At 61.9% G+C, this 20,962-nt stretch carries 19 protein-coding genes and 4 tRNA genes; 1 reads left to right on the forward strand and 22 read right to left on the reverse strand.

Going from position 1 to position 20,962, the window contains the following annotated elements:
• Window positions 1-101: 101 nt before the first annotated feature.
• The 22 genes from rimO to EA795_RS13565 all read right to left on the reverse strand — a co-directional run bounded on the left by rimO (window position 102) and on the right by EA795_RS13565 (window position 20,493).
• The gene (gene rimO / locus EA795_RS13460; RefSeq protein WP_058076613.1) at window positions 102-1,424 is read right to left on the reverse strand and encodes a 30S ribosomal protein S12 methylthiotransferase RimO; all 1,323 of its coding nucleotides are present in this window, start codon (window positions 1,422-1,424) and stop codon (window positions 102-104) included.
• A gap of 80 nt (window positions 1,425-1,504) precedes the next feature.
• Complete coding sequence (locus tag EA795_RS13465) at window positions 1,505-2,575, reverse strand: acyltransferase family protein (RefSeq protein WP_122077829.1); 1,071 nt, start codon at window positions 2,573-2,575, stop codon at window positions 1,505-1,507.
• A 44-nt stretch (window positions 2,576-2,619) separates the two neighbouring features.
• Entirely contained in the window at window positions 2,620-3,618 is a 999-nt protein-coding gene (locus EA795_RS13470; protein WP_058076615.1) for a glycosyltransferase, read from the reverse strand.
• A gap of 85 nt (window positions 3,619-3,703) precedes the next feature.
• Window positions 3,704-3,910 (reverse strand): hypothetical protein, encoded by a 207-nt coding sequence (locus EA795_RS13475; RefSeq protein WP_122077831.1) that lies wholly within the window; start codon window positions 3,908-3,910, stop codon window positions 3,704-3,706.
• A 16-nt stretch (window positions 3,911-3,926) separates the two neighbouring features.
• Entirely contained in the window at window positions 3,927-4,229 is a 303-nt protein-coding gene (locus EA795_RS13480; RefSeq protein WP_122077833.1) for a hypothetical protein, read from the reverse strand.
• Between the two features lie 30 nt (window positions 4,230-4,259).
• The gene (locus tag EA795_RS13485; protein WP_122077835.1) at window positions 4,260-5,477 is read right to left on the reverse strand and encodes a glycosyltransferase family 4 protein; all 1,218 of its coding nucleotides are present in this window, start codon (window positions 5,475-5,477) and stop codon (window positions 4,260-4,262) included.
• A 134-nt stretch (window positions 5,478-5,611) separates the two neighbouring features.
• A complete protein-coding gene (locus tag EA795_RS13490; protein ID WP_122077837.1) occupies window positions 5,612-6,730 on the reverse strand; it encodes a glycosyltransferase family 4 protein in 1,119 nt (372 codons plus the stop codon).
• Complete coding sequence (locus tag EA795_RS13495; protein ID WP_122077839.1) at window positions 6,669-8,099, reverse strand: hypothetical protein; 1,431 nt, start codon at window positions 8,097-8,099, stop codon at window positions 6,669-6,671. Before EA795_RS13495 ends, EA795_RS13490 begins: the two co-directional genes overlap by 62 nt.
• The gene (locus EA795_RS13500; RefSeq protein WP_122077841.1) at window positions 8,096-9,430 is read right to left on the reverse strand and encodes a hypothetical protein; all 1,335 of its coding nucleotides are present in this window, start codon (window positions 9,428-9,430) and stop codon (window positions 8,096-8,098) included. The genes EA795_RS13495 and EA795_RS13500 overlap by 4 nt, the downstream gene beginning before the upstream one ends.
• The gene (locus EA795_RS13505) at window positions 9,372-10,625 is read right to left on the reverse strand and encodes a glycosyltransferase family 4 protein (protein ID WP_122077843.1); all 1,254 of its coding nucleotides are present in this window, start codon (window positions 10,623-10,625) and stop codon (window positions 9,372-9,374) included. The genes EA795_RS13500 and EA795_RS13505 overlap by 59 nt, the downstream gene beginning before the upstream one ends.
• 9 nt (window positions 10,626-10,634) lie before the next feature.
• A complete protein-coding gene (gene rfaH / locus EA795_RS13510; protein WP_122077845.1) occupies window positions 10,635-11,147 on the reverse strand; it encodes a transcription/translation regulatory transformer protein RfaH in 513 nt (170 codons plus the stop codon).
• 52 nt (window positions 11,148-11,199) lie between these two features.
• Window positions 11,200-11,940, reverse strand: a complete 741-nt coding sequence (locus EA795_RS13515; protein WP_122077847.1) for a WbqC family protein — start codon at window positions 11,938-11,940, stop codon at window positions 11,200-11,202.
• 19 nt (window positions 11,941-11,959) lie between these two features.
• On the reverse strand, window positions 11,960-14,170 hold the full coding sequence (locus tag EA795_RS13520; RefSeq protein WP_014852263.1) for a polysaccharide biosynthesis tyrosine autokinase: 2,211 nt from the start codon (window positions 14,168-14,170) through the stop codon (window positions 11,960-11,962).
• 59 nt (window positions 14,171-14,229) lie between these two features.
• Window positions 14,230-15,153: a glycosyltransferase family 2 protein gene (locus EA795_RS13525; protein WP_058073407.1), complete on the reverse strand. Its 924-nt coding sequence runs from the start codon at window positions 15,151-15,153 to the stop codon at window positions 14,230-14,232.
• Window positions 15,154-15,158: 5 nt separating this feature from the next.
• Window positions 15,159-16,685, reverse strand: a complete 1,527-nt coding sequence (locus EA795_RS13530) for a lipopolysaccharide biosynthesis protein (RefSeq protein ID WP_240645019.1) — start codon at window positions 16,683-16,685, stop codon at window positions 15,159-15,161.
• A gap of 4 nt (window positions 16,686-16,689) precedes the next feature.
• A complete protein-coding gene (locus EA795_RS13535) occupies window positions 16,690-17,886 on the reverse strand; it encodes a DegT/DnrJ/EryC1/StrS family aminotransferase (RefSeq protein WP_122077851.1) in 1,197 nt (398 codons plus the stop codon).
• A 67-nt stretch (window positions 17,887-17,953) separates the two neighbouring features.
• Complete coding sequence (locus EA795_RS13540; RefSeq protein ID WP_205891489.1) at window positions 17,954-18,727, reverse strand: hypothetical protein; 774 nt, start codon at window positions 18,725-18,727, stop codon at window positions 17,954-17,956.
• Window positions 18,728-19,473: 746 nt separating this feature from the next.
• Window positions 19,474-19,550 (reverse strand) — tRNA-Met (locus EA795_RS13545).
• Between the two features lie 133 nt (window positions 19,551-19,683).
• Window positions 19,684-19,760: transfer RNA gene (locus EA795_RS13550), tRNA-Met, on the reverse strand.
• A gap of 133 nt (window positions 19,761-19,893) precedes the next feature.
• Window positions 19,894-19,970, reverse strand: a tRNA-Met gene (locus EA795_RS13555).
• Window positions 19,971-20,103: 133 nt separating this feature from the next.
• Window positions 20,104-20,180: transfer RNA gene (locus EA795_RS13560), tRNA-Met, on the reverse strand.
• Window positions 20,181-20,256: 76 nt separating this feature from the next.
• Entirely contained in the window at window positions 20,257-20,493 is a 237-nt protein-coding gene (locus EA795_RS13565) for a hypothetical protein (protein ID WP_122077853.1), read from the reverse strand.
• A gap of 69 nt (window positions 20,494-20,562) precedes the next feature.
• Here EA795_RS13565 and EA795_RS13570 point away from each other — a divergent pair, with 69 nt between their 5' ends.
• Window positions 20,563-20,877, forward strand: a complete 315-nt coding sequence (locus tag EA795_RS13570) for a hypothetical protein (RefSeq protein ID WP_122077855.1) — start codon at window positions 20,563-20,565, stop codon at window positions 20,875-20,877.
• The last annotated feature ends 85 nt before the right edge of the window (window positions 20,878-20,962 follow it).

Here is a 20,962-nt window from a genome sequence, read left to right on the forward strand (position 1 = left end):
CGATGTTGCCATCATTCCCGACGGCGCCGCCAGAAAGGGCGCTGATCCAATTCACTTTCCGATGCCCGTCGGAAAGCCGACGGGCATCAGCGGGGTCGCTCTCAGATCGCTTCGGCCCAGAGGTCGTATTCGTCCGAATGGGTGACGCGCACCCGGACCTTGTCGCCGGCCTGCAGCGGTTGCTCGCTGTCGATGTAGACCAGCCCGTCGATCTCCGGCGCATCGGCACAGGAGCGGCCGATGGCGCCATCTTCGTCGACTTCGTCGATCAGCACTTCGAGTTCCTGGCCGATCTTGCGTTCCAGGCGTGCGGCGCTGATGGCCTGCTGGTGGGCCATGAAGCGATCCCAGCGATCCTGCTTGATCTCGTCCGGCACCGGCTCCAGGCCCAACTCCTCGGCGGGTGCGCCTTCGACCGGCGAGTACTGGAAGCAGCCGACGCGATCCAGTTGCGCTTCGGTGAGCCAGTCCAGCAGGTACTGGAAGTCCTCCTCGGTCTCGCCGGGGAAGCCGACGATGAAGGTGGAACGAATGGTCAGCTCCGGGCAGATCTCGCGCCATTGCTTGATGCGGGCCAGGGTCTTGTCCTCGAAGGCCGGGCGTTTCATGGCCTTGAGCACCTTCGGGCTGGCGTGCTGGAAGGGGATGTCCAGGTAGGGCAGCAGCTTGCCTGCGGCCATCAGCGGAATCACGTCGTCGACGTTCGGGTAGGGGTAAACGTAATGCAGACGCACCCACACGCCCATGCTCGACAGCGCCTGGCACAGCTCCAGCATGCGCGTCTTGACCGGCTGGCCATTCCAGAAATCGGTCTTGTACTTGACATCGACGCCGTAGGCGCTGGTGTCCTGGGAGATCACCAGGATCTCCTTGACGCCGGCCTTGACCAGCCGCTCGGCTTCGCTGAGCACATCGCCCACTGGGCGGCTGACCAGCTTGCCGCGCATGGACGGGATGATGCAGAAGCTGCAGCTGTGGTTGCAGCCTTCGGAAATCTTCAGGTAGGCGTAGTGACGCGGGGTGAGCTTGATGCCCTGCGGCGGCACCAGATCGAGGAAGGGATCGTGGTCGATGTTCGGCGGCACCACTTCGTGCACCGCATTGACGACCTGCTCGTATTGCTGAGGACCGGTAACGGCAAGCACGCTGGGGTGCACGTTACGGATGTTGTCTTCGGCCACGCCCATGCAGCCGGTGACGATCACCTTGCCGTTCTCGGCGATGGCTTCGCCGATGGCATCCAGCGATTCCGCCTTGGCACTGTCGATGAAGCCGCAGGTGTTGACCACCACCACGTCGGCGTCCTGGTAGGTGGGCACGATCTGGTAACCCTCCGTACGCAGCTGGGTCAGGATGCGTTCGGAATCGACCGTTGCCTTGGGGCAACCCAGGCTCACAAATCCGACAGTTGGCGCTTTGCTCATCGACACTCCCAGGACGTCGTGTATAAAAAAGGCGCGGGAGTATACAGCGAATCGCGGTTTTTCGATCTATCCGTGCGTCGTCAGGGCGCAGGGCTGAAATCCGTGCGCGCGAGGTGCTTGCGTGTGCGGGGCAGATAGCGTTTCAGCTGCAGGGCGGGGGATTCGATGAAGTGCCAGGACAACGCCGCGATGGCGATGCTCGCCGACAGGCTGATCGCCATGAACGTACCCAGCGAGAGTTGCGGGCCGAGCCAGTGCATCAGCAACTGCTGGATCGGGAAGCTGAAGATATAGATGCCGTAGGAAAAGTCGCCGTACTTGCCGAAGCCGGACGGCCGCGGAATGCGCAGGTGGGCCAGGTAAATGGTCAGATACGGCAGCGTCAGCACGTGGATGTAGAACCAGAGCTCCGTCCTGGCGCTGAGCAGTGTCAGCGCAAGTAAGCTCAGGGCTATTTTCCAGTTCCAGGGCAGCTCGCGGCGATACAGATACAAGGCCGAGCCGAAGAAGAAGAACATTCCCAGCCGGGTGGATTTGCGCAGGATGTCGCTTTCCAGGCCCAGCGCCGGCGCCAGGTGGAAATGGATGATGAGCAGCGACATCGGCACCACAAGCACGGCGATGCGCCCGAAGAGCCTGAGCAGACCCAGCGCCAGCACGGTGGCATACATCAGCACTTCGTAGGGCAAGGTCCAGACCGACCCGTTGACGGTATCGGGGAAGGGGTTTCCGGTGAACACCCCAGGAAGATGGAAGTGCGTGATCAGCACCATATTGCCCAGATAGCGCAGGGTCTCGCTGCTGGACAGGTAATCCTTCAGCGGCAGTCCGGTCGCCAGCGGCCCGACCACCAGCACCGTGAACAATACCGAGACACAGAGCGCCGGAAATATTCGCAGTGCGCGTTTGGCGGCGAAATCCAGCACGCTTCGGCTGTTCATCCATGAGGCGGCAATCAGGAAGCCGCTCATCACGAAGAATAGGTTCACGGCGATATCGGCCATGTCCATCGATCCGGTGAACAATCGCACGGGTTCGGCAGTGCCGGCCCCGGACAGCCAGTAGCAATGGCCGATGACGACAGCCGAAGCGGCGAAGAACCGCAGAAAGTCGAAGTTGTTTGCGTCACGCTGAACCGATGCGACGTCCATGGAGAGTGCCCTCGATAAGCCGGAGCGGTGCGTCGCCGAGGAGGTCAACGCAATGGAAAGGTCTTGCTCATGCCCAGCGCGCCGCTCTCCCCGTCCCGGATTGCCTGCTCGATGAGTGCCAGGCGATCGCCGGTGTTGCGCAGCCGCGCGAACAGGCGCAACAACATGAGGAAGATCGTGCGGTTGAGGCGAAGCAGGCGGGGTGAAGCGGCCCAGACGTTCTTGTCGAACCAGGCCTGGTTGCGCGCCGCGTAATAGGCGCGGAAGTCCGACTCGCCCAGGAGGAAGGTCTCGTAGATGTTGCGCGTGCGGGCCTTGATGTTCCAGGACTGCTCGAGTTCGTCGATCACCGCATCGGTGAAGAGAAACAGCCGGCCGCCGCTGGCGGTGATGCGCCGGGTGTATTCCGTGTCATCGACGTACAGCACCAGATCCTTGCGCGGCAAACCGATCCGCTGGTACAGGCTGCGATGCGCCAGCATGCCGCCGTAGGGCGCGAACGGCAGGCTGATGCTCGCCGGTCGCTTGCCGGACCTCCTGGCCCACGGGAGGCGACGCCAGATCTTGTAGGGCAGTTGGGCGACGTGGAAGCCGAAGTAGCTCGAACGCGGCTGGCGAATGTAGCGGGGTGGCACGCCTGCGGCGATATCGGCCTGCTGCGTCGCCCGATAACCCAGCACGGCGGCACGGTCCGGCCCGAGCAGGCCGGTGAGGCGCGCCAGCTCGCTGTGCAGGATGGAAACCGCGGCGGCCGTCGGTGCGTTGTCGTCATCCATCATCCAGATGTAATCGGCTCCACCGGTCAGCGCAGCTTCGAGCGCCACGGCATAGCCGTTCGCCGAACCGGTGTTCTGTTGCAACTCGATCAGCCTGACCCGGCCCGGCCAGCGTTCGAGCAATCGATGCAGGGGCGCGGATGAGGCATTGCTCACCACCAGCACGTCGCTGATTTCGGCGAAGGACAGCGCCCGCTCGATCATCTGCTGCAGGTAGGACAGTCGATCGCCGTAGGTCACGGTGACCACAGTGGTTTTCGAAGTCATGGGTTGTCTCGGTGCTATTGCGTGCTCTGCCAGCGCGTGCATCCTCTGGCGAGGTATTCGCGGGGCGGCAGGGGAAATGGGGCGATCAGGCGACCTGATCGGGCTCGGATGGCAGCATGGGGTCCGGCTCGGCATCAGGGATGTCGCGCTCATCGCAGGACGATGGATGGAAAATGCGAATCAGCTGATTGCCGCCGGGTAATCCTGGAAGATCAGGCAACTGAAATATCTCGGTGTAGGAATACCCGTCGGCATAAATCAGCGATTGCCTCTTTGGATCTGCACGGTTCATGGCGCCTCCTCGCGGGTCAGAATGAATAGCGGATGTTGTCCCCCGAGCGAAGGTACTGGCTCCCGGACAGCGGTTTCACCAGCCTTATCGGCGGTGGCGTGAGGGATTCGAAGTCACCCGGAGTGTTGCAGGAAAGGTGGTCGACGTCGTTCACCGACGGCTCGTGACTGTCGGCGCAACCTGGCGAGGCCCGTATGAGCTGTTCGGACCGGTCGCCGCCGGTGTGCTGATGAGCGCCATCGCTCGTCAAACTGGCCAGCAGGGCCAGGCTCAATACGCAGATGGCCTGGAGTCGTTGGGTTGCGGTTGCTGTGTTCATCCTTGAAACCTCGCAAGCGAATCGCCCTGGTCAGGCGTGCTTCATGGGGACCGCGGTCGGGTATACCTGCGTGACGTTCGCCGGTGTCGCGGTTGGGTGGTGCCTCAGTGCGTCCTGCTCCTGATGGAGGGAAATTTCCAGAACCCTGGTCTCGACGAAGGCCTTGATCTCCTGCCTGAACCGTTCGGTCGAGAAGCGCTCTGCGCTGGCGCGGCAAGCGTCCGGGAAAATGTGGTGCGCTTGCGCTTCGAATTCGCCGATCGCGGCGATGAGCGACTCCGCTGTCTGTTCGTCGTAGAACACCCCTGTCGGCTCGGGGTGGTCGATGCCCCGCACGGTTTCCAGCACGCCACCTCTGCCGAAGGCGATCACCGGCGTGCCGCAGGCCTGGGCTTCGATGGGCGCGATGCCGAAATCCTCTTCGGCGGCGAACACGAAGGCGCGTGCGCGTTGCATGTGATGCAGCAGCACGGCGAAGTTCTGATAGCCCATCAGCGTCACGTTCGGCGAGGCGAGCTCCTTGGCCTTGTCCATTTCGGGCCCCGCACCGATCACGATCAGCTTCTTGTCCGGCATCCGCGAGAACGCTTCGACGATCATCGGAATGCGTTTGTAGGGCACCAGTCGCGATGCCGTCAGATAGAAATCCTCCTTCTCGGCATACAGCGTGAAGTTTCGGGTATCGACAGGGGGATAGATGACGGTGGATTCGCGCCGGTAACTTTTGTTGATGCGCCTGCCGATGAAGTGCGAATTGGCGATGAACTCGTCGACGCCGCTGGCGGTACGCTGATCCCACATGCGCATGTAGTGCAGCAGCATGCGCGCCAGCTTGGCCTTGATCCCGCGGTCCAGGCTCGCTTCGTGCAGATACTGGTGCTGGAGGTCCCAGGCGTAGCGGATCGGCGAATGCACATAGCTGATGTGCAACTGGTTCGGGCCGGTGAGCACGCCCTTGGCCACGGCGTGGCTGCTGGAAATCACCAGGTCGTAGGCCGACATGTCGAGCTGCTCGATGGCCAGCGGCATCAGCGGCAGGTACTTCTGGTAGTGCGTCTTTGCCTTGGGCAGTTGCTGGATGAAGGTGGTAGTGGCGCGCTTGCCACCCAGGCTGGCGCGATCTTCGTCGGAGAGAAAGTCGATCACGGCAAACAGGTCTGCGTCCGGCCAGGTCTCGATCAGTCCGGCAAGCACCCGTTCGGCACCGGCGTAGGTCACCAGCCAATCATGAACAATGGCGATTTTCATGCGATAGCCTTTCGTGGATAGGAGTGAGGGGCAACGGGATCAATCGTCGAGACGGCGGCGACTGGGTTCTTGAGATGCTCGGTGACGCGGAGCCTGAACTGCGAGGTTTCGCCGTAGCCGCAGTGGAATGTCGGCTAATGCTTCGGCTGGCCGAGCGGGAACTGCTGCAGGTCGGTGGGGGTGGCGTCACGCACGCCGGTGAAGGCCTGGTCGATCAGTCGGGAAACCTGGCGGGCCGATGCATTCCAGCAGTAGCGCTTCACGTTCGCCTTGCCGCGCCGGCGCAGGTCCTGGCGTAAGGCTTCATCCCGCAGGACCCGCTGCATGCAGGCAGTGATGTCGGTCACCTGCAGCGGGTCGAAATACAGTGCGCTGTCGCCCAGAACCTCCGGGATGGAGGCCGCGCGCGCAGCAATGACCGGGCAGCCACAGGCCTGCGCCTCGAGCGGGGGAATGCCGAACCCCTCGTAGACGGACGGAAACACGAAGGCCGTGGCCCCCTGATAGGCCTCTACCAGCTCTTCGTCGGTGAGCCTGCCGAGCATTCGTATGCGCCGGTTGCCGGCCGCGTCGTGCAGGCTGCCGGAGAAGATCCGGCTGGAATCGCCGATGATGCGCAGCTCCACCTCATCGAGCCCTTCGAGCCTGAGAAACGCCGCGATCATCCGCGCGAAGTTCTTGTGCGCGCTGGGCGACGACACGGCCAGCAGATACGGCGCCGAACCGCGAGGGCACTGCTCGGCGCAGAAGGGCTGGAAGCGTGCATCCACGGCATTGGGAATCACGCATATATGGCGTGCTGGATAGCCGTAGAAGCGAGCTATTTCGTTCCGGGAGAATTCGCTCACGGTGATCAGGGCCTTGATTCGTTTGAGCAGTAGCGGGGTCAGGCTGCGATAGACGGCTCGGAATACGCGCGAGTAGCTGTCCGGGTGCCTGACGTAGGTGATGTCATGATGGGTCGCGATCTGGTTGTGGTAGGCCAGCGGCGCGGTGTTGCACAGCGATACCAGGGGCGGGCTGCCCTGCTTGGCGAGCCACAGGGGCAGATCCAGCTGCTCCCATAGGTGCCCGCAGTGCCGGCCGATGCGGCGTACGTTGAGTTGTTCGGCGCTTCGGTGCAGACGTATGTCGTGTGGCGCAACGAAGACCAGGTCATCGCGCAGGTTTCCGAGCTCCAGACAGATCTGTTCAGCGAAGCGCTGTACGCCACGTATTTCCTGGGTCAGGAAGCGAGCGTTGATCACAATCATCCGAAATTCCTCTTTTCGAAGCGCTGTTCTCGAAACGACAGCCATTGTCAGGCGTGGAGCGAGCTGGAGCGGACTTGCCGAGGCTGATGATCTTCGGAAAGCCGTCGAGCGTGATTCTCGTGGTGCAGGTGCTGGTCGTGCTTGCGCAGGTCCAGGAGGTGGCGGCCCTGGTCCGGCCCCTTTCCGGCTGGGCGGTATCGATCAGCTCCAGCTGGCCTGGCATCGAACCGGTGGATTCGATGCTGACCGAGCGCGACTTGCCGGTGCTCCAGGCAACCAGCAGCTGCTCTTCCGCGTTACCGAAGCGCAGCAGGATGACGTCCTTCGCCGCGCTGTCGGCCGTGCCGAGGAACGGGTAGTTCTGGATGATCGGGCTGATCGCCTTCAGCACCCGATACGCCGGCTTGAGGGAATAGTCCTGTCGGAGCAGGCCGAAGTTGTGCTCGCGCTCGCGTTTGTCCGTGCCGTCGTTGCGGAAGTCGTACCACCAGTAGCCCCGCACGTTGAGTATCGTTCTGACGAGGAAGAAGCTGCGCGCCAGATAGGCGGCCTGAAGGTCTTCGTCGATGCCGCAGCTGCCCTGGTGGGCCGGCCAGCTCATTTCCGTGAGGTACAGCGGCACCGGCTCGCCGGCGATGCGCGACAGTTCGAGATTGACCTCGGTCAGCCACTCGATCCAGGCCTCCGGCGTGTTCTGGCCACGACCGCGGCAGTGAACGTAAGGATGCAGCGAGAGACCGTCGATCGATTGCATGATGCCGGCCTTGAGCAGGCGCTGGGCGAAACCGGATTCGATTCCCTTGGTGGTTACCGCACCGGCGAGCACCGTTGCGTGCGGATCGTGCTGGCGGATGATGCCCGCCGCATCGGTGATCAGCCGGACGTAGTCCTCGGTGAACCGTGGATCGTGTGGGTTCTCGACATCCCACTCGTTCCAGACCTCGTAATGCGTGACGCGACCCCGGAACTGCTGCGCGACGAATGCGACGTAACGGTTGAACGCGGCGCGAACCGGCTCGCTGCGAGGCTTCTCCCCGCCGCCGTGAAAGTGGTTGCCATAGCCCAGGATGAACAGGTTGCCGAGCTGGTGCGCCTGCGCATCCGCAAGGTAAGGGTGCCAGTGGGGTTCGACCCTGAGCTGATCGCGCTTGCGCTCCAGAAAGGCCCAGTGCGCATCGGTTCGTACCGATTCGACACCCGCCTCGCGCAGCAGCTGGTTGCCTTGGCCACGACTGTCGGACAGATGCAGGTCATGGGAGCAGACGCCGATGATGAAGGAATCTTTTGCCTGCTGTGCCGGTGCTTGCAAGGCCAGGCCGGATAGGGCAGCGGTCAGTGCCAGGCGGTGCAGGTAAGTGCGACGGGTCATGGCAACGCGTCCCTGGGCAGCTGTGCATGCGGTTCGACGCCGCGATGCGGGGGTGGAGTTTCGATTCGGCTGTACGGCCTCTGGCGCGGGAGATCCCGCGGCATAAGGACATGGGCGATGGCCATGCCGAGAAACAGGGTGGCCGTGGGTACTTCCAGTACATCGGTGGCCCAGCCGATCAGGCAGGTACAGAAGACGATGCCCAGCAACGCGTCGCGGATGCGCGGCCCGCGATCATGCAGGCGCAGCAGCAACGGAAACAGCAGCAGATACAGCCGCACGCCGAACACACCGAGCATGCCCCAGAGGTACAGCGCCGTGTTGTCGGCGATGGCCAGCAGTTCCAGCCAGGCCAGGGGAAAGGCCGCGGCACTGCTGCCAACCGCACCGAAGCCGGCACCCCACCAGCCCCATCCTTCGTTGGCGATGACCTCGATGAAGTTCGGCCAGCTATGGATCAGGCGGTCGTTGAAGGAGGCGAACATGCTGGCGCTGTAGGCCTCGCTCTGGGGAATGTTGAGCAGCAGGCTGGCAATCGGCAGCGCCATTCCGGTCAGTACCGCGATGGCAAACGCGGTGGCGCTGGGCAGGCGATAGCCTGCGAGAAACAGCATCATCAAGGTCAGCAGATAGGCCGCGGCGGTGGACTTGTTGGTGGTGAGGAAGATCGCGCCGAAGGCCAGCGGGTAGAGCATCATCCGCAGCAGCCGGGACCGCAGGAAGGCGGCGAGGAACAGGCTGTACAGGGCGATCATCACGGCCAGGTTGGTCGACATCCGGGCAAATCCGGCAAGACGGTCGGTGCTGCCGAAGGCCCAGGATTTGTTCGCGGTGATCTCGACATCGCCCATCATGTAGCTGTATCCCTTCCAGGGCACGCTGGTGAGCATGTCCAGTGCGATGCCGGCCAGCGAGGCGATCAGGCACAGGCCGATCACCCAGCACAGCAGGCCGGCCCGGCGCTCCAGATAGCTGCCGCAGAACAGCCCGAACAGCAGGGGCAGGTAGATGAACACGCTGAAGCCGATGTTGCGCAGCGTGGCGCCGTGAAGCAGCGCCAGCAGGCTCGAAACCAGCAGGGCGAACAGCACCAGCCATACCCCAGGTTTGCTGCGTGCGCCCGGCAGTTCCAGCGCCACCGCCGCGAGGCAGGCCAGCTTCGGCAGGTAGAGCAGGGCGGACACGCCAGCCATGTCCAGGTAAAAACGCAGCGCCCCGGCGAAGGTTTCGCTGATCAGCAGCGAGGCTGCGATCAACGTCAGCACCGTGGGTTTATCGATCGCCAGCAGGCTCGGCCTGGGGTGCGTAATGCTCAGCGAACTCGGGTTCATCATAGGCTCTCCGGCCGTGCAGCGTGGCATGCAGGATCGACTGGTACTGATCGAGCATCCGTTCCGTATTCAAGAAAGGCGCAACGCTGGCGCGCGCCTGCCGCGACAGGTGTTGGCGCAGGCCGCTGTCCAGGTAAAGCCGGAGCATCGCCCTGCCGAGCGAGTCGGGATCGTTCGGCGAGCAGATCAGCCCGTTGAGGTTGTCCTGGATGATTTCCGGCAGGCCGCCCATGTCCGTGGCGATGACCGGCAGGTGTCGGGCGCAGGCTTCAACGGCGACCAGCCCGAAGGGTTCGTCCCATAGCGAAGGCACCACCAGCACGTCGATGTTGCGCATGAAGACTTCGGCGTCCTGGTAGCCGACCAGGCGGACCTTGGCCGGATCTACCATGGCATTGAGCTGCGCTTCGTAATCCAGCTTGCCGCGCCCGGCGATTTCCAGCGTGGCGTTGATCGACAGCGCCTGAAACTGCCTGATCAGCCAGGCCACGCCCTTGTTTTCCGAAAGCGTGCCGATGTAGCCGTAGCGCAACAGACCGCTGTGATGCTGGCGCGGTGCGGCCTCGGATGCTGTCGTGGCGTTGTGCACCAGGTGGCGGCTGGCCTGGCCGAAATAGCCGTGGCCGGACACCTTGTCCAGAATGAAGCGGCTGACGCCGATCACCGCGGCGACCTGCGCCGAGGCCGCCGCGTGGCGCTGACGAAAGGCCGAACACAGGCCGCATTGGCGTTCGCAGCTACGGCCCTTGTCGAACATGGTGTCCTTGGGGCACAGCAGATAGAGGTCGTGCAGGACCTGAACGATGGGGATTCCGGTGGCACTGATCTCGTCCCAGGCCGATATCGACCATCCGGTCAGGTTGTTGCAGAGGACCACGTCGGGCCGTTCGCGGGCGATCACCTCGCGCACATGCTGGCGCATGCGGCGGTTGTAACGGTCGCGGTAGTGCCAGCCCAGGCGCAGCAACGGGTTTGCCCGGGCTTGGGTATAGTGCCAGTAGAAGTTGTACAGGCCGGCGCGATAGATCCTTACGCCGTTGTGCACCTCTTCGTGCAGCCCGGTTTCAGGGCCTGTGACAAGTACCGTCACGTCGCAGCCGCGGTCCTGAAGACCTTCGGCCAACTGGCGCACGACGATTTCCGCGCCACCGCCCACATGGGGCACATACAGGCTGTGTAGAAGCAGGATCTTCATGATCGAACCTCACTCGATGCGGCAGCCCATGACGAGCTCCGGTTGTGCGCAGAGGCTGAGGAACTGCGTCGGCACGCGCACTTTCTGCTCGCGTTGCAGGAGGTTCAGCAATATCACCGAGCGTTCTTCGCCATCGGCGCTGACGAAGATCGCTTCCAGCTCCCGGAAGCTGCCGCCATGAAGTTGCACGCGCTCGCCGGGCTGGAATCTCGGTTTCTCGGCCGGGGCCGCGAGGCGCTCGCGCAATTGCTCGATCAGTTCGTCCCGGACCGGTGTCGGCTCGCCGCCGAACGAGATCACCCGAGCCACGCCGCGGGTCGAGCGGATGGGGTACCAGTTGTCCAGCTGTCGATCGAGGCGTATGAAGAGGTAGCCGGGAAACAGCGGCTCCTCGGTTTTGCCGTGCTTCTGCGGTCGGTAGCACTCGAAATGCTGCCGCCGCAGGTTCTCTTCGGCGCGGGCTTCCTGGCGTGGTTTTGTCTGGATCAGGTACCAGCGTGGACTGCTGATTGGCGCTGCCATGTGAACGACCTTCCATAGAGTAAGTGGCTGATGTCCGTACTTCGGTCAGGTTTCATGCCCGCTGCAGCGCGGGCTGTTCGATCCCCTCGACGAGAGAAAACCTTTTCAGCAAGGCCTGTACCTCGCTTGGGCTGTTGAACATCAGCACGTCGATGATCGACAGCGAAGGGACGAAGGGTTGGTTGAACTGCGGGTAGCTCAGTTCGTCCATGCGCAGAAAACGCAATGCCAGGCCATGCGCGCGGAAGAGGGCGGGGCAATACAGCGCCAGGCCGCCGATGGGGTTGATGTAGAGGTCCGCATCCAGTTTTTTTGCGATGCTGATGACCCGTTCCTGTTTGTCCATGCGGGCCGGCAAGCCCAGTTCCGAGCCGATCCGGAAAGGGGTCGTTATCTGCAGATGGGCGCAGATGCAGCGGATGGCGTATTCGGTGAATTTCGCCAGGTTCCGCTCGGGGTTCGCCAGGATCTGGCGAATCATCGCCATGGTTTGCTCAAAGTGCGGGGCGCGGGCGTAGGCGAGCTCGAGCGTTCTAAGCAGTCTCTGGAATTCCTTTGGGGTGTCGTCGCAGAGCCAGCGCTGGTTGATCGAGTCCTGTTGCTCACCTTTGCGCAGGGGGAAGGTGAGCAGTTTCGGTTGCCCGTTCACCAGCACGCGGTTGCGGTTGATCCACGAGGCCTTGACGTACTGCAGGTCGTCGCCCAGCACGAAGGCGTCGCTGTGGGCGATCAGCTGAAAGTAGCCAAGGTAGGGGAACAGATAGGGTTGCATCATCGAAACGGTTCTGAGCACGGCGTTTCCCTCGCATGTGTCAGGCTTTCTGAGCGTAGCTGTAATAGCCGTAAGCGCCGGTTTCATATGCCGTGCTCGAGGCCCTGCGCTTGACGCCATTGAGGATGGCGCCCTTGAGCAGCACGCCGTTCTGCGCCAGGCGCCGCTTCGACGCCTCGATCTGGCTGGCCGTGCTCAACCCGTAGCGGGCAACCAGCAGGCAGGTGCCCGCCTGTTGCGCGACCAGCACGGCATCGGTTACGGCCAGCACCGGTGGTGTATCGATGATGATGAAGTCGTAATCGCGCTCCGCTTCCTTGAGCAGCTTGGCGAAGTTGTCGTGCATCAGCAGCTCGGAGGGGTTTGGCGCCGAGCAGCCGCTGGCGACGAAATGCAGGTTGGCCAGCCCGGTCTTGTTGATGATCGCCCCGAGACGCAGGCCGCTGGCCAGCGCATCTGACAGGCCGTTGCGTGGCTCTACGCCGAAGACGCCGGCGAGATAGCCACGGCGCATGTCGGCGTCGATGAGCAGTACACGCTGCCCCGCCTGGGCGATGACTGCGGCCAGATTGCTCGAAACGAAGGACTTGCCCACCGAGGGCGTCGGGCTGGTGATGACCAGCACCGGGTTGCGTGCCTCAAGCATGGCGAACTTGAGGCTGGTACGCAGGCTGCGCAGGGATTCGATGGCCAGCTCTGCCGGGTTGGTGCCGGCCAGCAGCTTGAGCTTTCCGTCGCGCACCTTTCGCACCCGGTGCAGAGGCTCCTGTTTCGTTGAAAAAGGCAGCGCGGCATACACCGGGACGCCCAGATGCTCGATCATCTCCGGGCTTTCGATGCCGCGATAGAACACCTGGCGCAGCAGTATCACCACCGCCGAAGCCAGCAGGCCGAGAAAGATCGCGACCAGCACCACCAGCGGCTTGATCGGTTTGGCCGGCTTTTCCACCACGGCGTAGGCGCTGTCGATGATGCGCACGTTGCCAATGGTGCCGGCGCGCAGGATGTCCTGTTCCTGCGCCTTGTCCAGCAACAGGGTGTAGGTGCGGGTGGTGACCTGCATGTCACGGTTCAGGCGCAACAGTTCCTGCTGGGTCATCGGCAGCGCATCGATCTTGCCCATCAGCTTGTTCTTCTGCGCCTCCAGCTGACCGATCTTTTTCACCAGGGTCTGATACGTCGGGTGTTCGGGGGTGTAGAGCTGGTTGTATTCGGTGCGCTTGAGGTTGTGTTCGGAGATCTGTGCTTCCAGCGCGACGATCTGGTCCAGCACGCCCTTGGTCTCGATGCTGATGTCGACCGACTGGGCGCTGGTCTGATAGTCGTTGAGGGCCGCTTCGGCCTTTTCCAGCTGCTTGCGCACCAGCGGCACCTGCGATCGCAGGAACTCCAGGCGCTGTGCGGCCTCGGCGGAGCTGCGTTCGATGTTCTGGCGCACGTACAGGCGACTGATCTGGTCCAGTACGTGGTTGGCCTTCTCGGGGTCCGGGTCCTCGAGGGTGAGGTAGATGATCCCCGAGTCCTTGCCGGCTTCGCCCACCTTGAGGCGCTTCTGGTAATCCAGTGCGGTGGTCTGCGGCCGGCTGCGCACCAGCGCGAACTCGGTGCCGGGACGCGCCTTGAGTTCGGCGATCTGTACCTGGAAGCCCTGATGCTGCACGGTCTCGTTGACCTTGCCGGTCAGCAGCAGCTGCTCGTCGGAGTCATACAGGCTGAATGCGCCTGCGCTACCGGCGCGCAGCACCAGCTTTTCTCCCAGGTAGGCTTCGGGAACGTCCAGCTGAAACACATCCAGTTTTTCCCCGCCCCAGGCGTAGCTGCTCAACCCGAGCAGTGGCGCGGCGAGCTCGCCGTCCTTTGCCGGATCGTGCAGGCGCGCCATGAAGCCGCCGATGAGCGGAAAGTGCTTCGGCTGGGTGGTGATGTAGAGCTTCAGGGCATCGACGGTGCGCCCCAGCACCGAGCGCGACTTGAGCAGTTCGATCTCGGTCACCGCCTGGGACACCGAGTTCGGCCTGGGAATGGCTTCCGGGACGCCGGTAATGCCGGCTTTCTTCGGCTCTATCTGGATCATCGCGCTCGCGCGGTAGACGGGCGTGGCGACGATCGCATAGGCAACGCCGAGCAGGGCGAAGAGGGTGGTAATGGTGAAAATCAGTGCCTTGTGATCGAACGCCACGCGCAGAATACGCGCCAGGTCGATGCGATTGTCTCCATCGTATTCCAGTGACGAGCGGGCCATTGCGGTCATTGCGGATCCTTCCTTGCTTATGTGCGCCACAGGTGCGGCAGTCGACAACTACGTGCTGGTCAGGTGTTCGGCATCAACCGGCGCAGCAGGTTGAGGCTGATGTTCTGAAAGACCTTGGCCAGCGCCTGAAGCTTGCTGAGCGGGGATATCGAGGCCAGTGCCTGGGAAAACACCTGGACCATGAAGTACTCGTAGAGCGACTGTTCGCCGATGCGCTGGTAATAGCGGGCGAGGCTGTAATAGGCGTGCATGGACATCTGGATGCGCTGCTTGCTGCTGCGCATCGAGAAGATCCCGCCCTCGTGCGCGCGGTAAGCGGCGGGCTTTATCTGTGCGAGGAACTTGCCCTTGCCATGGGCACCCAGCAGCGACCACCAGCAGATATCCAGCACTTCGACGCCGAGCAGTTCCGGGGGCAATTCGTGCACCAGGTTGCGAAAGCACACCGTCAACGTGGACATCGGGCGCGCCTGCTGCAGCTGGCGAGCGCTGGCGTCCCGACGGTACTTGCCCTGCAGGTGCGGGCTGCGCAGCACGCCCTGGCTGTTGAACATGAAGGCATCGTGATAGGTGATGACGTAATCGCGGTGCCGTTCGAGGAAATCCACCTGGATCTGCAGCTTGTGCGGGTCGGTCCAGTAGTCGTCCCCTTCGCAGTAGGCGATGTATCGGCCCCGAGCCTGCGCGAACAGCCGGGTGCTGAACGGCACACCCTGGCGGTACTGGTTTTCGCGCTGATAGATCGGCTTGAGCACGTTCGGATAGCGAGCGGCGAATTCACGGATGATCGCCGCGGTGGTGTCGGTCGAGGCGTCGTCATGAACGATCACCTCGAAAGGGAAGTCCGTTTCCTGCCGGAGAAAACCCTCCAGCGTTTCCCTGATGAAAGCTGCATGGTTATAGGCCAGGCAGACGATGCTTAGCAGCGGTTCCCGGCTATCGCCCCAGGCCGCCATCAAGTCCTGCTCGTTTCTCGGTTCCATGTCGTTCAGACGCTCGTTTTGGTCATCAGTAGGTAAAGCCGCGTCACCACGGGCCTGGTGGTGAAGGTGACCAGCGCCAGGCAGATCAGGCCGCTGACCGCCAGCCCCAGGAGGATGTCGAAGCGGTTGTCGCTGGCGATGGCGTTGAACACGGGTTCGCCGAGCAACAGGCCCAGGCCCGTCATGGCGGTGATGCGCAGCAGGTCCTGCAGCCAGTGCCGATGCAGCCCGGCGGCGAAGCGCTTGTGCACCATCGGCGGCCAGATCAGGAAGGTCAGCATGCGCAGCCCGAACCAGGCCAGCGCTGCGCCATGAACGCCATGCTCGAGCGCGGCGTAGACCACCAGCGGAATGCTCAGTGCTGCGCTGACCAGGCTGAACCACACGTGGAGGCGCAGCTGGCCATGGGCGTACTGCAGGTAGAACTGGAAGGCTGTGGCCGCCATGAGGGCGCTGCCGAGTACATACCAGGGCAGGATCAGCCGGCTCCACTGCGCGGCCTCCTGGTCGCCGGTCCAGGCGAAAACCAGTTCGGCGGAGTGAAAGGCGATCACTCCGGACAGCGGAAACAGCAGGCTGCAGACGAACCGCGAGGCGTTCAGGTAGAGCGCCTGCATGTCGCCGATCCGGCCTTCGGAGACGAGCATCGTCATCCGCGGCAGCAGCGTCTGCACCAATGGATTGGTCAGCGTCATGATGCCGGTCGATACCAGCGCGACCAGCGAAAAGTAGCCGTACTCCTTGAGCAGCAGCACGTTGGAGAGCAGCACCTTGTCCAGCTGCGTCAGGAGTATCCAGAGCACCGAGGTGAGCGACATACCGGCGGCGAAGGGCAGCACCGGCTTGACCACTGCCCAGTCGAAACCGGTCAGCGCGCGGGGAGGCGGCATCAGGCTGTACGCCTTGGCGGCGAATATCAGCGTCTCGATCAGTGCCACCGCCAGCTGGAAGAGAAAGAAATCCAGCGGGTCCTGACTGATGGTGGCGACTAGAAACAGGCCGCCGAAGTAGCGCAGCGTGGCGATCAGGACGTTCGCGCCGTTCAGCCAGGCGTGCAGTTCAAGCCCCTGCAGGCCGCTCTTGTAGAGCGTGGCGTACAGCTTCAGGCCGATCATCAGCCCCATCAGGCTGATGCAATGCACGATGGTCGTCGTGCTCAGCTCCTGTGCCTGCAGCCAGTGGTGGGCTATCCATTCACTGCCGAGATGAATGCCCAGGACCGACAATGCCGCCAACGGCAAGAAAATGACCTCGAACGAGCGCAGCAGCCGGCCCGGCTCCTGACGCTGTGCCGCCATCGTCGTCTGGCCGCGAAAATGCGCGATCCGATGGACCAGCGACGGGGACAGGCCCGCATCCAGCAACTGCAGCCAGGCCTGCAGCACCGCGAAGAAGCCGATCAATCCGTAGGCTTCGGCCCCCAGGTGCCCGAGGTAGAAGGGCAGGATGAGGAGGCCGATGAGCAAGGCATACGCCTGGCCGGCATAGCTCAGCCCGGTGTTGCGAATCATCGAGAGTTTTCGATCGGACATGTAATCAGGTCGCCGATGGGTCGGAGATACGCTTGCACTCGGAAGCCGTCAGGCTGAAGCGATGCTCCATCAGCCCGGCCGTTTCGATCTGCGACCAGAAGCGTCCGGTCTGCGGCTGGCTGCGCCTGGAGGTTTCGCCCAGCAGCGTCTGGATTACGCTGTCCTGGACATGCCGCGGCAGCCCCAGATAGATCGGCAGGCACAGCACGCGACGACTCAAGGAGCGCGACTGCACTTGCGGCGGCTGCGGCTGCAAATAGCCGAGGGTGTCCAGCGACGGGTAGAAGTAGCGCCTGGGGTTGACGCCCTTGGCATTGAGCGCCGCGCGACAGCGCAGCAGCTGGTCTTCGTTCGCCAGGGCGATCGGGAAATAGCTGTGGTTGCGTTCGGAGTGTGGTTGTTGCTGCTGCAAGTCGAAGTGATCGCCCAGTCGATCTTCGTAGCGCCGGGTAATTTCTTCCCGTTGCTCCAGGATCAATGGCATGTCGTCGAGGATGCACAGGCCCATGGCGGCGGCGAACTCGTTGAGTTTGGCGTTGATGCCGATGCCGTCGATGACATCGGTATCGACGATGCCGAAGTTGCACAGCAAGCGGATCCTGGCGGCCAGGGCGTCGTCGTCGGTGATGATCGCCCCGCCTTCGATGGTGTGAAACAGCTTGGTCGCGTGGAAGCTCAGCGTGCTGACATCGCCCCAGTTGAATACCGAACGGTTCCTGTAACGGACGTTGAACGCGTGGGCCCCGTCGTAGATGACCTTCAGACGATATCGCTCGGCCACCTGGGCGATGGCTTCCACATCGCAGGCGTTGCCGAAGACGTGGGTGGCGACAATCGCGCTCGTATCGCTCTCGATCCGCTCTTCGATGGCCTGCGGATCCAGGTTCCAGCTGGCCTTGTCGATGTCGACGAAAATCGGCCTGATACCTTCCCACTGCAGCGAGCTGGTGGTGGCGACGAAGCTGAACGGCGTGGTGATGGCGCTGCCGGACAGCTTCAATGCCCGATAGGCGACCTGCAGCGCCAGGGTGCCGTTGTTGGTGAGCACGATGTTGCGAACGCCGAGGTAATCGCGCAGACGCTCTTCCAGTTCGGTGACGAGCGGCCCGTGATTGGTCAGCCAGCCGGACGCATAGATGCTGTCCACGTAGCCCATGAACTTGCTCTTGTTACCCAGATACGACTTGGTGACATTGATCATCGCGATGTCCCTATCGGTAGCCACGTCGAGATCGAGAAGCGGAACCAACGGCCGAGGCCCGGTCCGGTCAGGCGGCAGGTTGCGTGTCGAGGGCGGATGCGCGCGCCGCGCGGCGCTGGTTCAGCTTGAGAATCAGCCGGGTCGCCAGGCTCCCTGCATGGGGGTCGCCATAGTGGAAAATGGCGGTCGCGCGCCGGCTGGCGGGGTCGCATGGCTCGTTCGCGTGGAGCGTGCGATAACCCCAGAACAGGTACAGATTGCCTGGAATCAGCTGCAGCCGTTGCGGCTGCAGCAGCCTGTGGCGGATGGCTGCGCTGATCAGCTTGCGACTCAGTGCATTCTGCAACAGTGCCTTCTCGAGCACGTTCAGCAGAACGCTCCAGCGGACGCGGCGCAGATTGGGAAACATGATCAGATCGCCCCGATCAATTCCCTCCTGAGGGATCTCGATCGGCAATAGCACGGTCACGAGGCTGGCATCGTAATGAAAGCAGTTGGATTCGCGGCGGCCCGAGTCTCCCTGGACGCAGCGCAGCACTTTCAGGATCTCGCTGCTATAGGCGTTCCGCCCGGTTCCTGCCCGATAAACATCGCCAAGCGTCTCTCGGAACCCGGGAGCAGCGCCCAGGGCACCTAATAAAGTGCCTTCGATTGCATCGCCACCATGGTGTGCGAAGTATTGTCCTTTGTGTTTTTCAGCGTCTAACCTGACGTTTTCCTGTAATAAGGATAGTTGCTCGCTGGTTAGGAAGTTGGCAATGCAACAAAATCCCTTCGTATCCATTTCATCCAGGATCGACGAATTATTTTTTATATCAATGCTGCGGAATAGAGCATCCACGAGAGTGCACTCCGAGTTGGATAATCCAAACGGGCGATGGCGTTTTAAAGTTTCTTATTTCAGAGCGAGACGAAGTAGAAGACCGCCAAGGGCGATCGCCTAATTATTGGTGAAGTGTTTCGTTTGGCAGCTTTCCGGTCGTGCTTTTCGGCGATCAATGCTACCGCCACTGGCGCTATCTGCGTCATTCAGGCTGTATCGCCAGAAATCTTCCCGCCTGACATCCGGCACGTATAGTTTGTCTTCAGACAAAGCTACCGCACTCGGCCAAGTTACGAGATGAGCTAAGAAGTGTTTTGCCAACGCAGAGCAGAACAGCAAAGAGCTGTAACGGGGAATGCGATCCCTGCGTACTAACGGCAGCAATGCCGAATATATCGGCTTACGGCTCGGGAACATCCTGTCTCGGTTTTGTGTGACGTAGTTATCGTTCAGAAGTTGATTGCAGTCAAGATGGGGAATAAAGATTTTTTGCGGAGAAGCGGACCGTCTGTCGTAATCCATTGAGGCAGATAACGAAACGCCGTGACTTCCGTATAGCCATCGACAGCGCTAATACGCAAATCATGGCGAGGATTAATCCGTTGGAAGTCGAAGTTGCTGCAAGTCGAAAATGGCTCAGGCGTAGCTATTTTGATGCCAAAAAAGACTTAGGCAGTGGCCAGCAAGCGAAACGGAAGCTTGTCGTTCGGCCTGACTAAGGCAGAAACGAAAAAGGCCACTCCTGAGAGTGGCCTTTTCGAAAGTGGTTGCGGGAGCCGGATTTGAACCGACGACCTTCGGGTTATGAGCCCGACGAGCTACCAGACTGCTCCATCCCGCGTCTGTGGGGCGGCATTCTACAGCCTGGCGCTGGGTTGTCAACCGAAAGTGTTGGGAATTCAGTTGGTTAGGGTTCGTTGCCGTTTTGCACTACAAACGAAAAAGGCCACTCCTGAGAGTGGCCTTTTCGAAAGTGGTTGCGGGAGCCGGATTTGAACCGACGACCTTCGGGTTATGAGCCCGACGAGCTACCAGACTGCTCCATCCCGCGTCTGTGGGGCGGCATTCTACAGCCTGGCGCTGGGTTGTCAACCGAAAGTGTTGGGAATTCAGTTGGTTAGGGTTCGTTGCCGTTTTGCACTACAAACGAAAAAGGCCACTCCTGAGAGTGGCCTTTTCGAAAGTGGTTGCGGGAGCCGGATTTGAACCGACGACCTTCGGGTTATGAGCCCGACGAGCTACCAGACTGCTCCATCCCGCGTCTGTGGGGCGGCATTCTACAGCCTGGCGCTGGGTTGTCAACCGAAAGTGTTGGGAATTCAGTTGGTTAGGGTTCGTTGCCGTTTTGCACTACAAACGAAAAAGGCCACTCCTGAGAGTGGCCTTTTCGAAAGTGGTTGCGGGAGCCGGATTTGAACCGACGACCTTCGGGTTATGAGCCCGACGAGCTACCAGACTGCTCCATCCCGCGTCTGTGGAGCGGCATTCTACAGCTTTCTGTCCTGTTGTCACGGCTTCTGTTCAAAAAACATCGATCCGTCAAATGTTTAGGAGCGGAAGCGAGGGATCGGTGCGTTCGGCTCATGGCGGTGGTGATGGCGCAGTACCCGCCGCAAGCCCCACAGCATGGCTGCGGTCGCAGCGCCCCAGCCGAGGATTATCAGAACGACAGTCACAGCAGGCGTAATCATGATTGGATTCCTTTCTCGCACGGCAGCAGCAGCGTTGCCCTCGAAGAAATTGACCTGCCTGGCGTGATGCAGTTCCACCCTGCCATCGGTCACCCGATCCCTCCTGCCGTTGCACTCACGGGCTGGCGAGCTGCCTAACCGAATGAATCGTGGAGGTGTGCTATGCAGTGCTATCTGAAGTGCTTGGCTGGCTGCGTGACGGCGTTGCTGGCGATGGGCGCGGTGGCGCAGGGCGAGGTAAATCCGGAGACCGCCATCGTGCAGAATTCCGGCCCGGTCGATCGGGCGGCCGGCAATGGCTCGATGGGAATGGGAGAGGGCATCGACTATCCCACCGGGGAGGCCGAGCAGCGTACCGAGCTGCCCAGGCGGAAATACGAACCCGCCGATTCCTCGGAGGCTGAATTGCGCCACGGCGGCAACGAGACGGATATGGAACATAAACGCCGACCCACGCTGGGCGATAAGCGGGATTGAAATTGCGACAGACAGGCCGGGCCGCGTAGGCCGAGCCGCGTAGGCCGGGTCGCGGCAGATAGAAGCGTTGTGTACCGAGCGGCGT

Origin of the sequence: Stutzerimonas nitrititolerans, from assembly GCF_003696285.1 — a bacterium.
In the GTDB taxonomy this organism is placed as follows: domain Bacteria; phylum Pseudomonadota; class Gammaproteobacteria; order Pseudomonadales; family Pseudomonadaceae; genus Stutzerimonas; species Stutzerimonas nitrititolerans.

Excerpts from the sequence above, each read along its gene's own strand:
- EA795_RS13470 (WP_058076615.1), bottom strand. The coding sequence starts at position 3,618 with ATGACTTCGAAAACCACTGTGGTCACCGTGACCTACGGCGATCGACTG.
- rfaH (WP_122077845.1), bottom strand. The coding sequence starts at position 11,147 with ATGGCAGCGCCAATCAGCAGTCCACGCTGGTACCTGATCCAGACAAAA.
- EA795_RS13465 (WP_122077829.1), bottom strand. The coding sequence starts at position 2,575 with ATGGACGTCGCATCGGTTCAGCGTGACGCAAACAACTTCGACTTTCTG.
- EA795_RS13535 (WP_122077851.1), bottom strand. The coding sequence starts at position 17,886 with ATGATCAATGTCACCAAGTCGTATCTGGGTAACAAGAGCAAGTTCATG.
- EA795_RS13570 (WP_122077855.1), top strand. The coding sequence starts at position 20,563 with ATGCAGTGCTATCTGAAGTGCTTGGCTGGCTGCGTGACGGCGTTGCTG.
- EA795_RS13505 (WP_122077843.1), bottom strand. The coding sequence starts at position 10,625 with ATGAAGATCCTGCTTCTACACAGCCTGTATGTGCCCCATGTGGGCGGT.
- EA795_RS13485 (WP_122077835.1), bottom strand. The coding sequence starts at position 5,477 with ATGAAAATCGCCATTGTTCATGATTGGCTGGTGACCTACGCCGGTGCC.
- EA795_RS13475 (WP_122077831.1), bottom strand. The coding sequence starts at position 3,910 with ATGAACCGTGCAGATCCAAAGAGGCAATCGCTGATTTATGCCGACGGG.
- EA795_RS13520 (WP_014852263.1), bottom strand. The coding sequence starts at position 14,170 with ATGACCGCAATGGCCCGCTCGTCACTGGAATACGATGGAGACAATCGC.
- EA795_RS13530 (WP_240645019.1), bottom strand. The coding sequence starts at position 16,685 with ATGTCCGATCGAAAACTCTCGATGATTCGCAACACCGGGCTGAGCTAT.
- EA795_RS13495 (WP_122077839.1), bottom strand. The coding sequence starts at position 8,099 with ATGACCCGTCGCACTTACCTGCACCGCCTGGCACTGACCGCTGCCCTA.
- EA795_RS13500 (WP_122077841.1), bottom strand. The coding sequence starts at position 9,430 with ATGAACCCGAGTTCGCTGAGCATTACGCACCCCAGGCCGAGCCTGCTG.
- EA795_RS13480 (WP_122077833.1), bottom strand. The coding sequence starts at position 4,229 with ATGAACACAGCAACCGCAACCCAACGACTCCAGGCCATCTGCGTATTG.
- EA795_RS13490 (WP_122077837.1), bottom strand. The coding sequence starts at position 6,730 with ATGATTGTGATCAACGCTCGCTTCCTGACCCAGGAAATACGTGGCGTA.
- rimO (WP_058076613.1), bottom strand. The coding sequence starts at position 1,424 with ATGAGCAAAGCGCCAACTGTCGGATTTGTGAGCCTGGGTTGCCCCAAG.
- EA795_RS13525 (WP_058073407.1), bottom strand. The coding sequence starts at position 15,153 with ATGGAACCGAGAAACGAGCAGGACTTGATGGCGGCCTGGGGCGATAGC.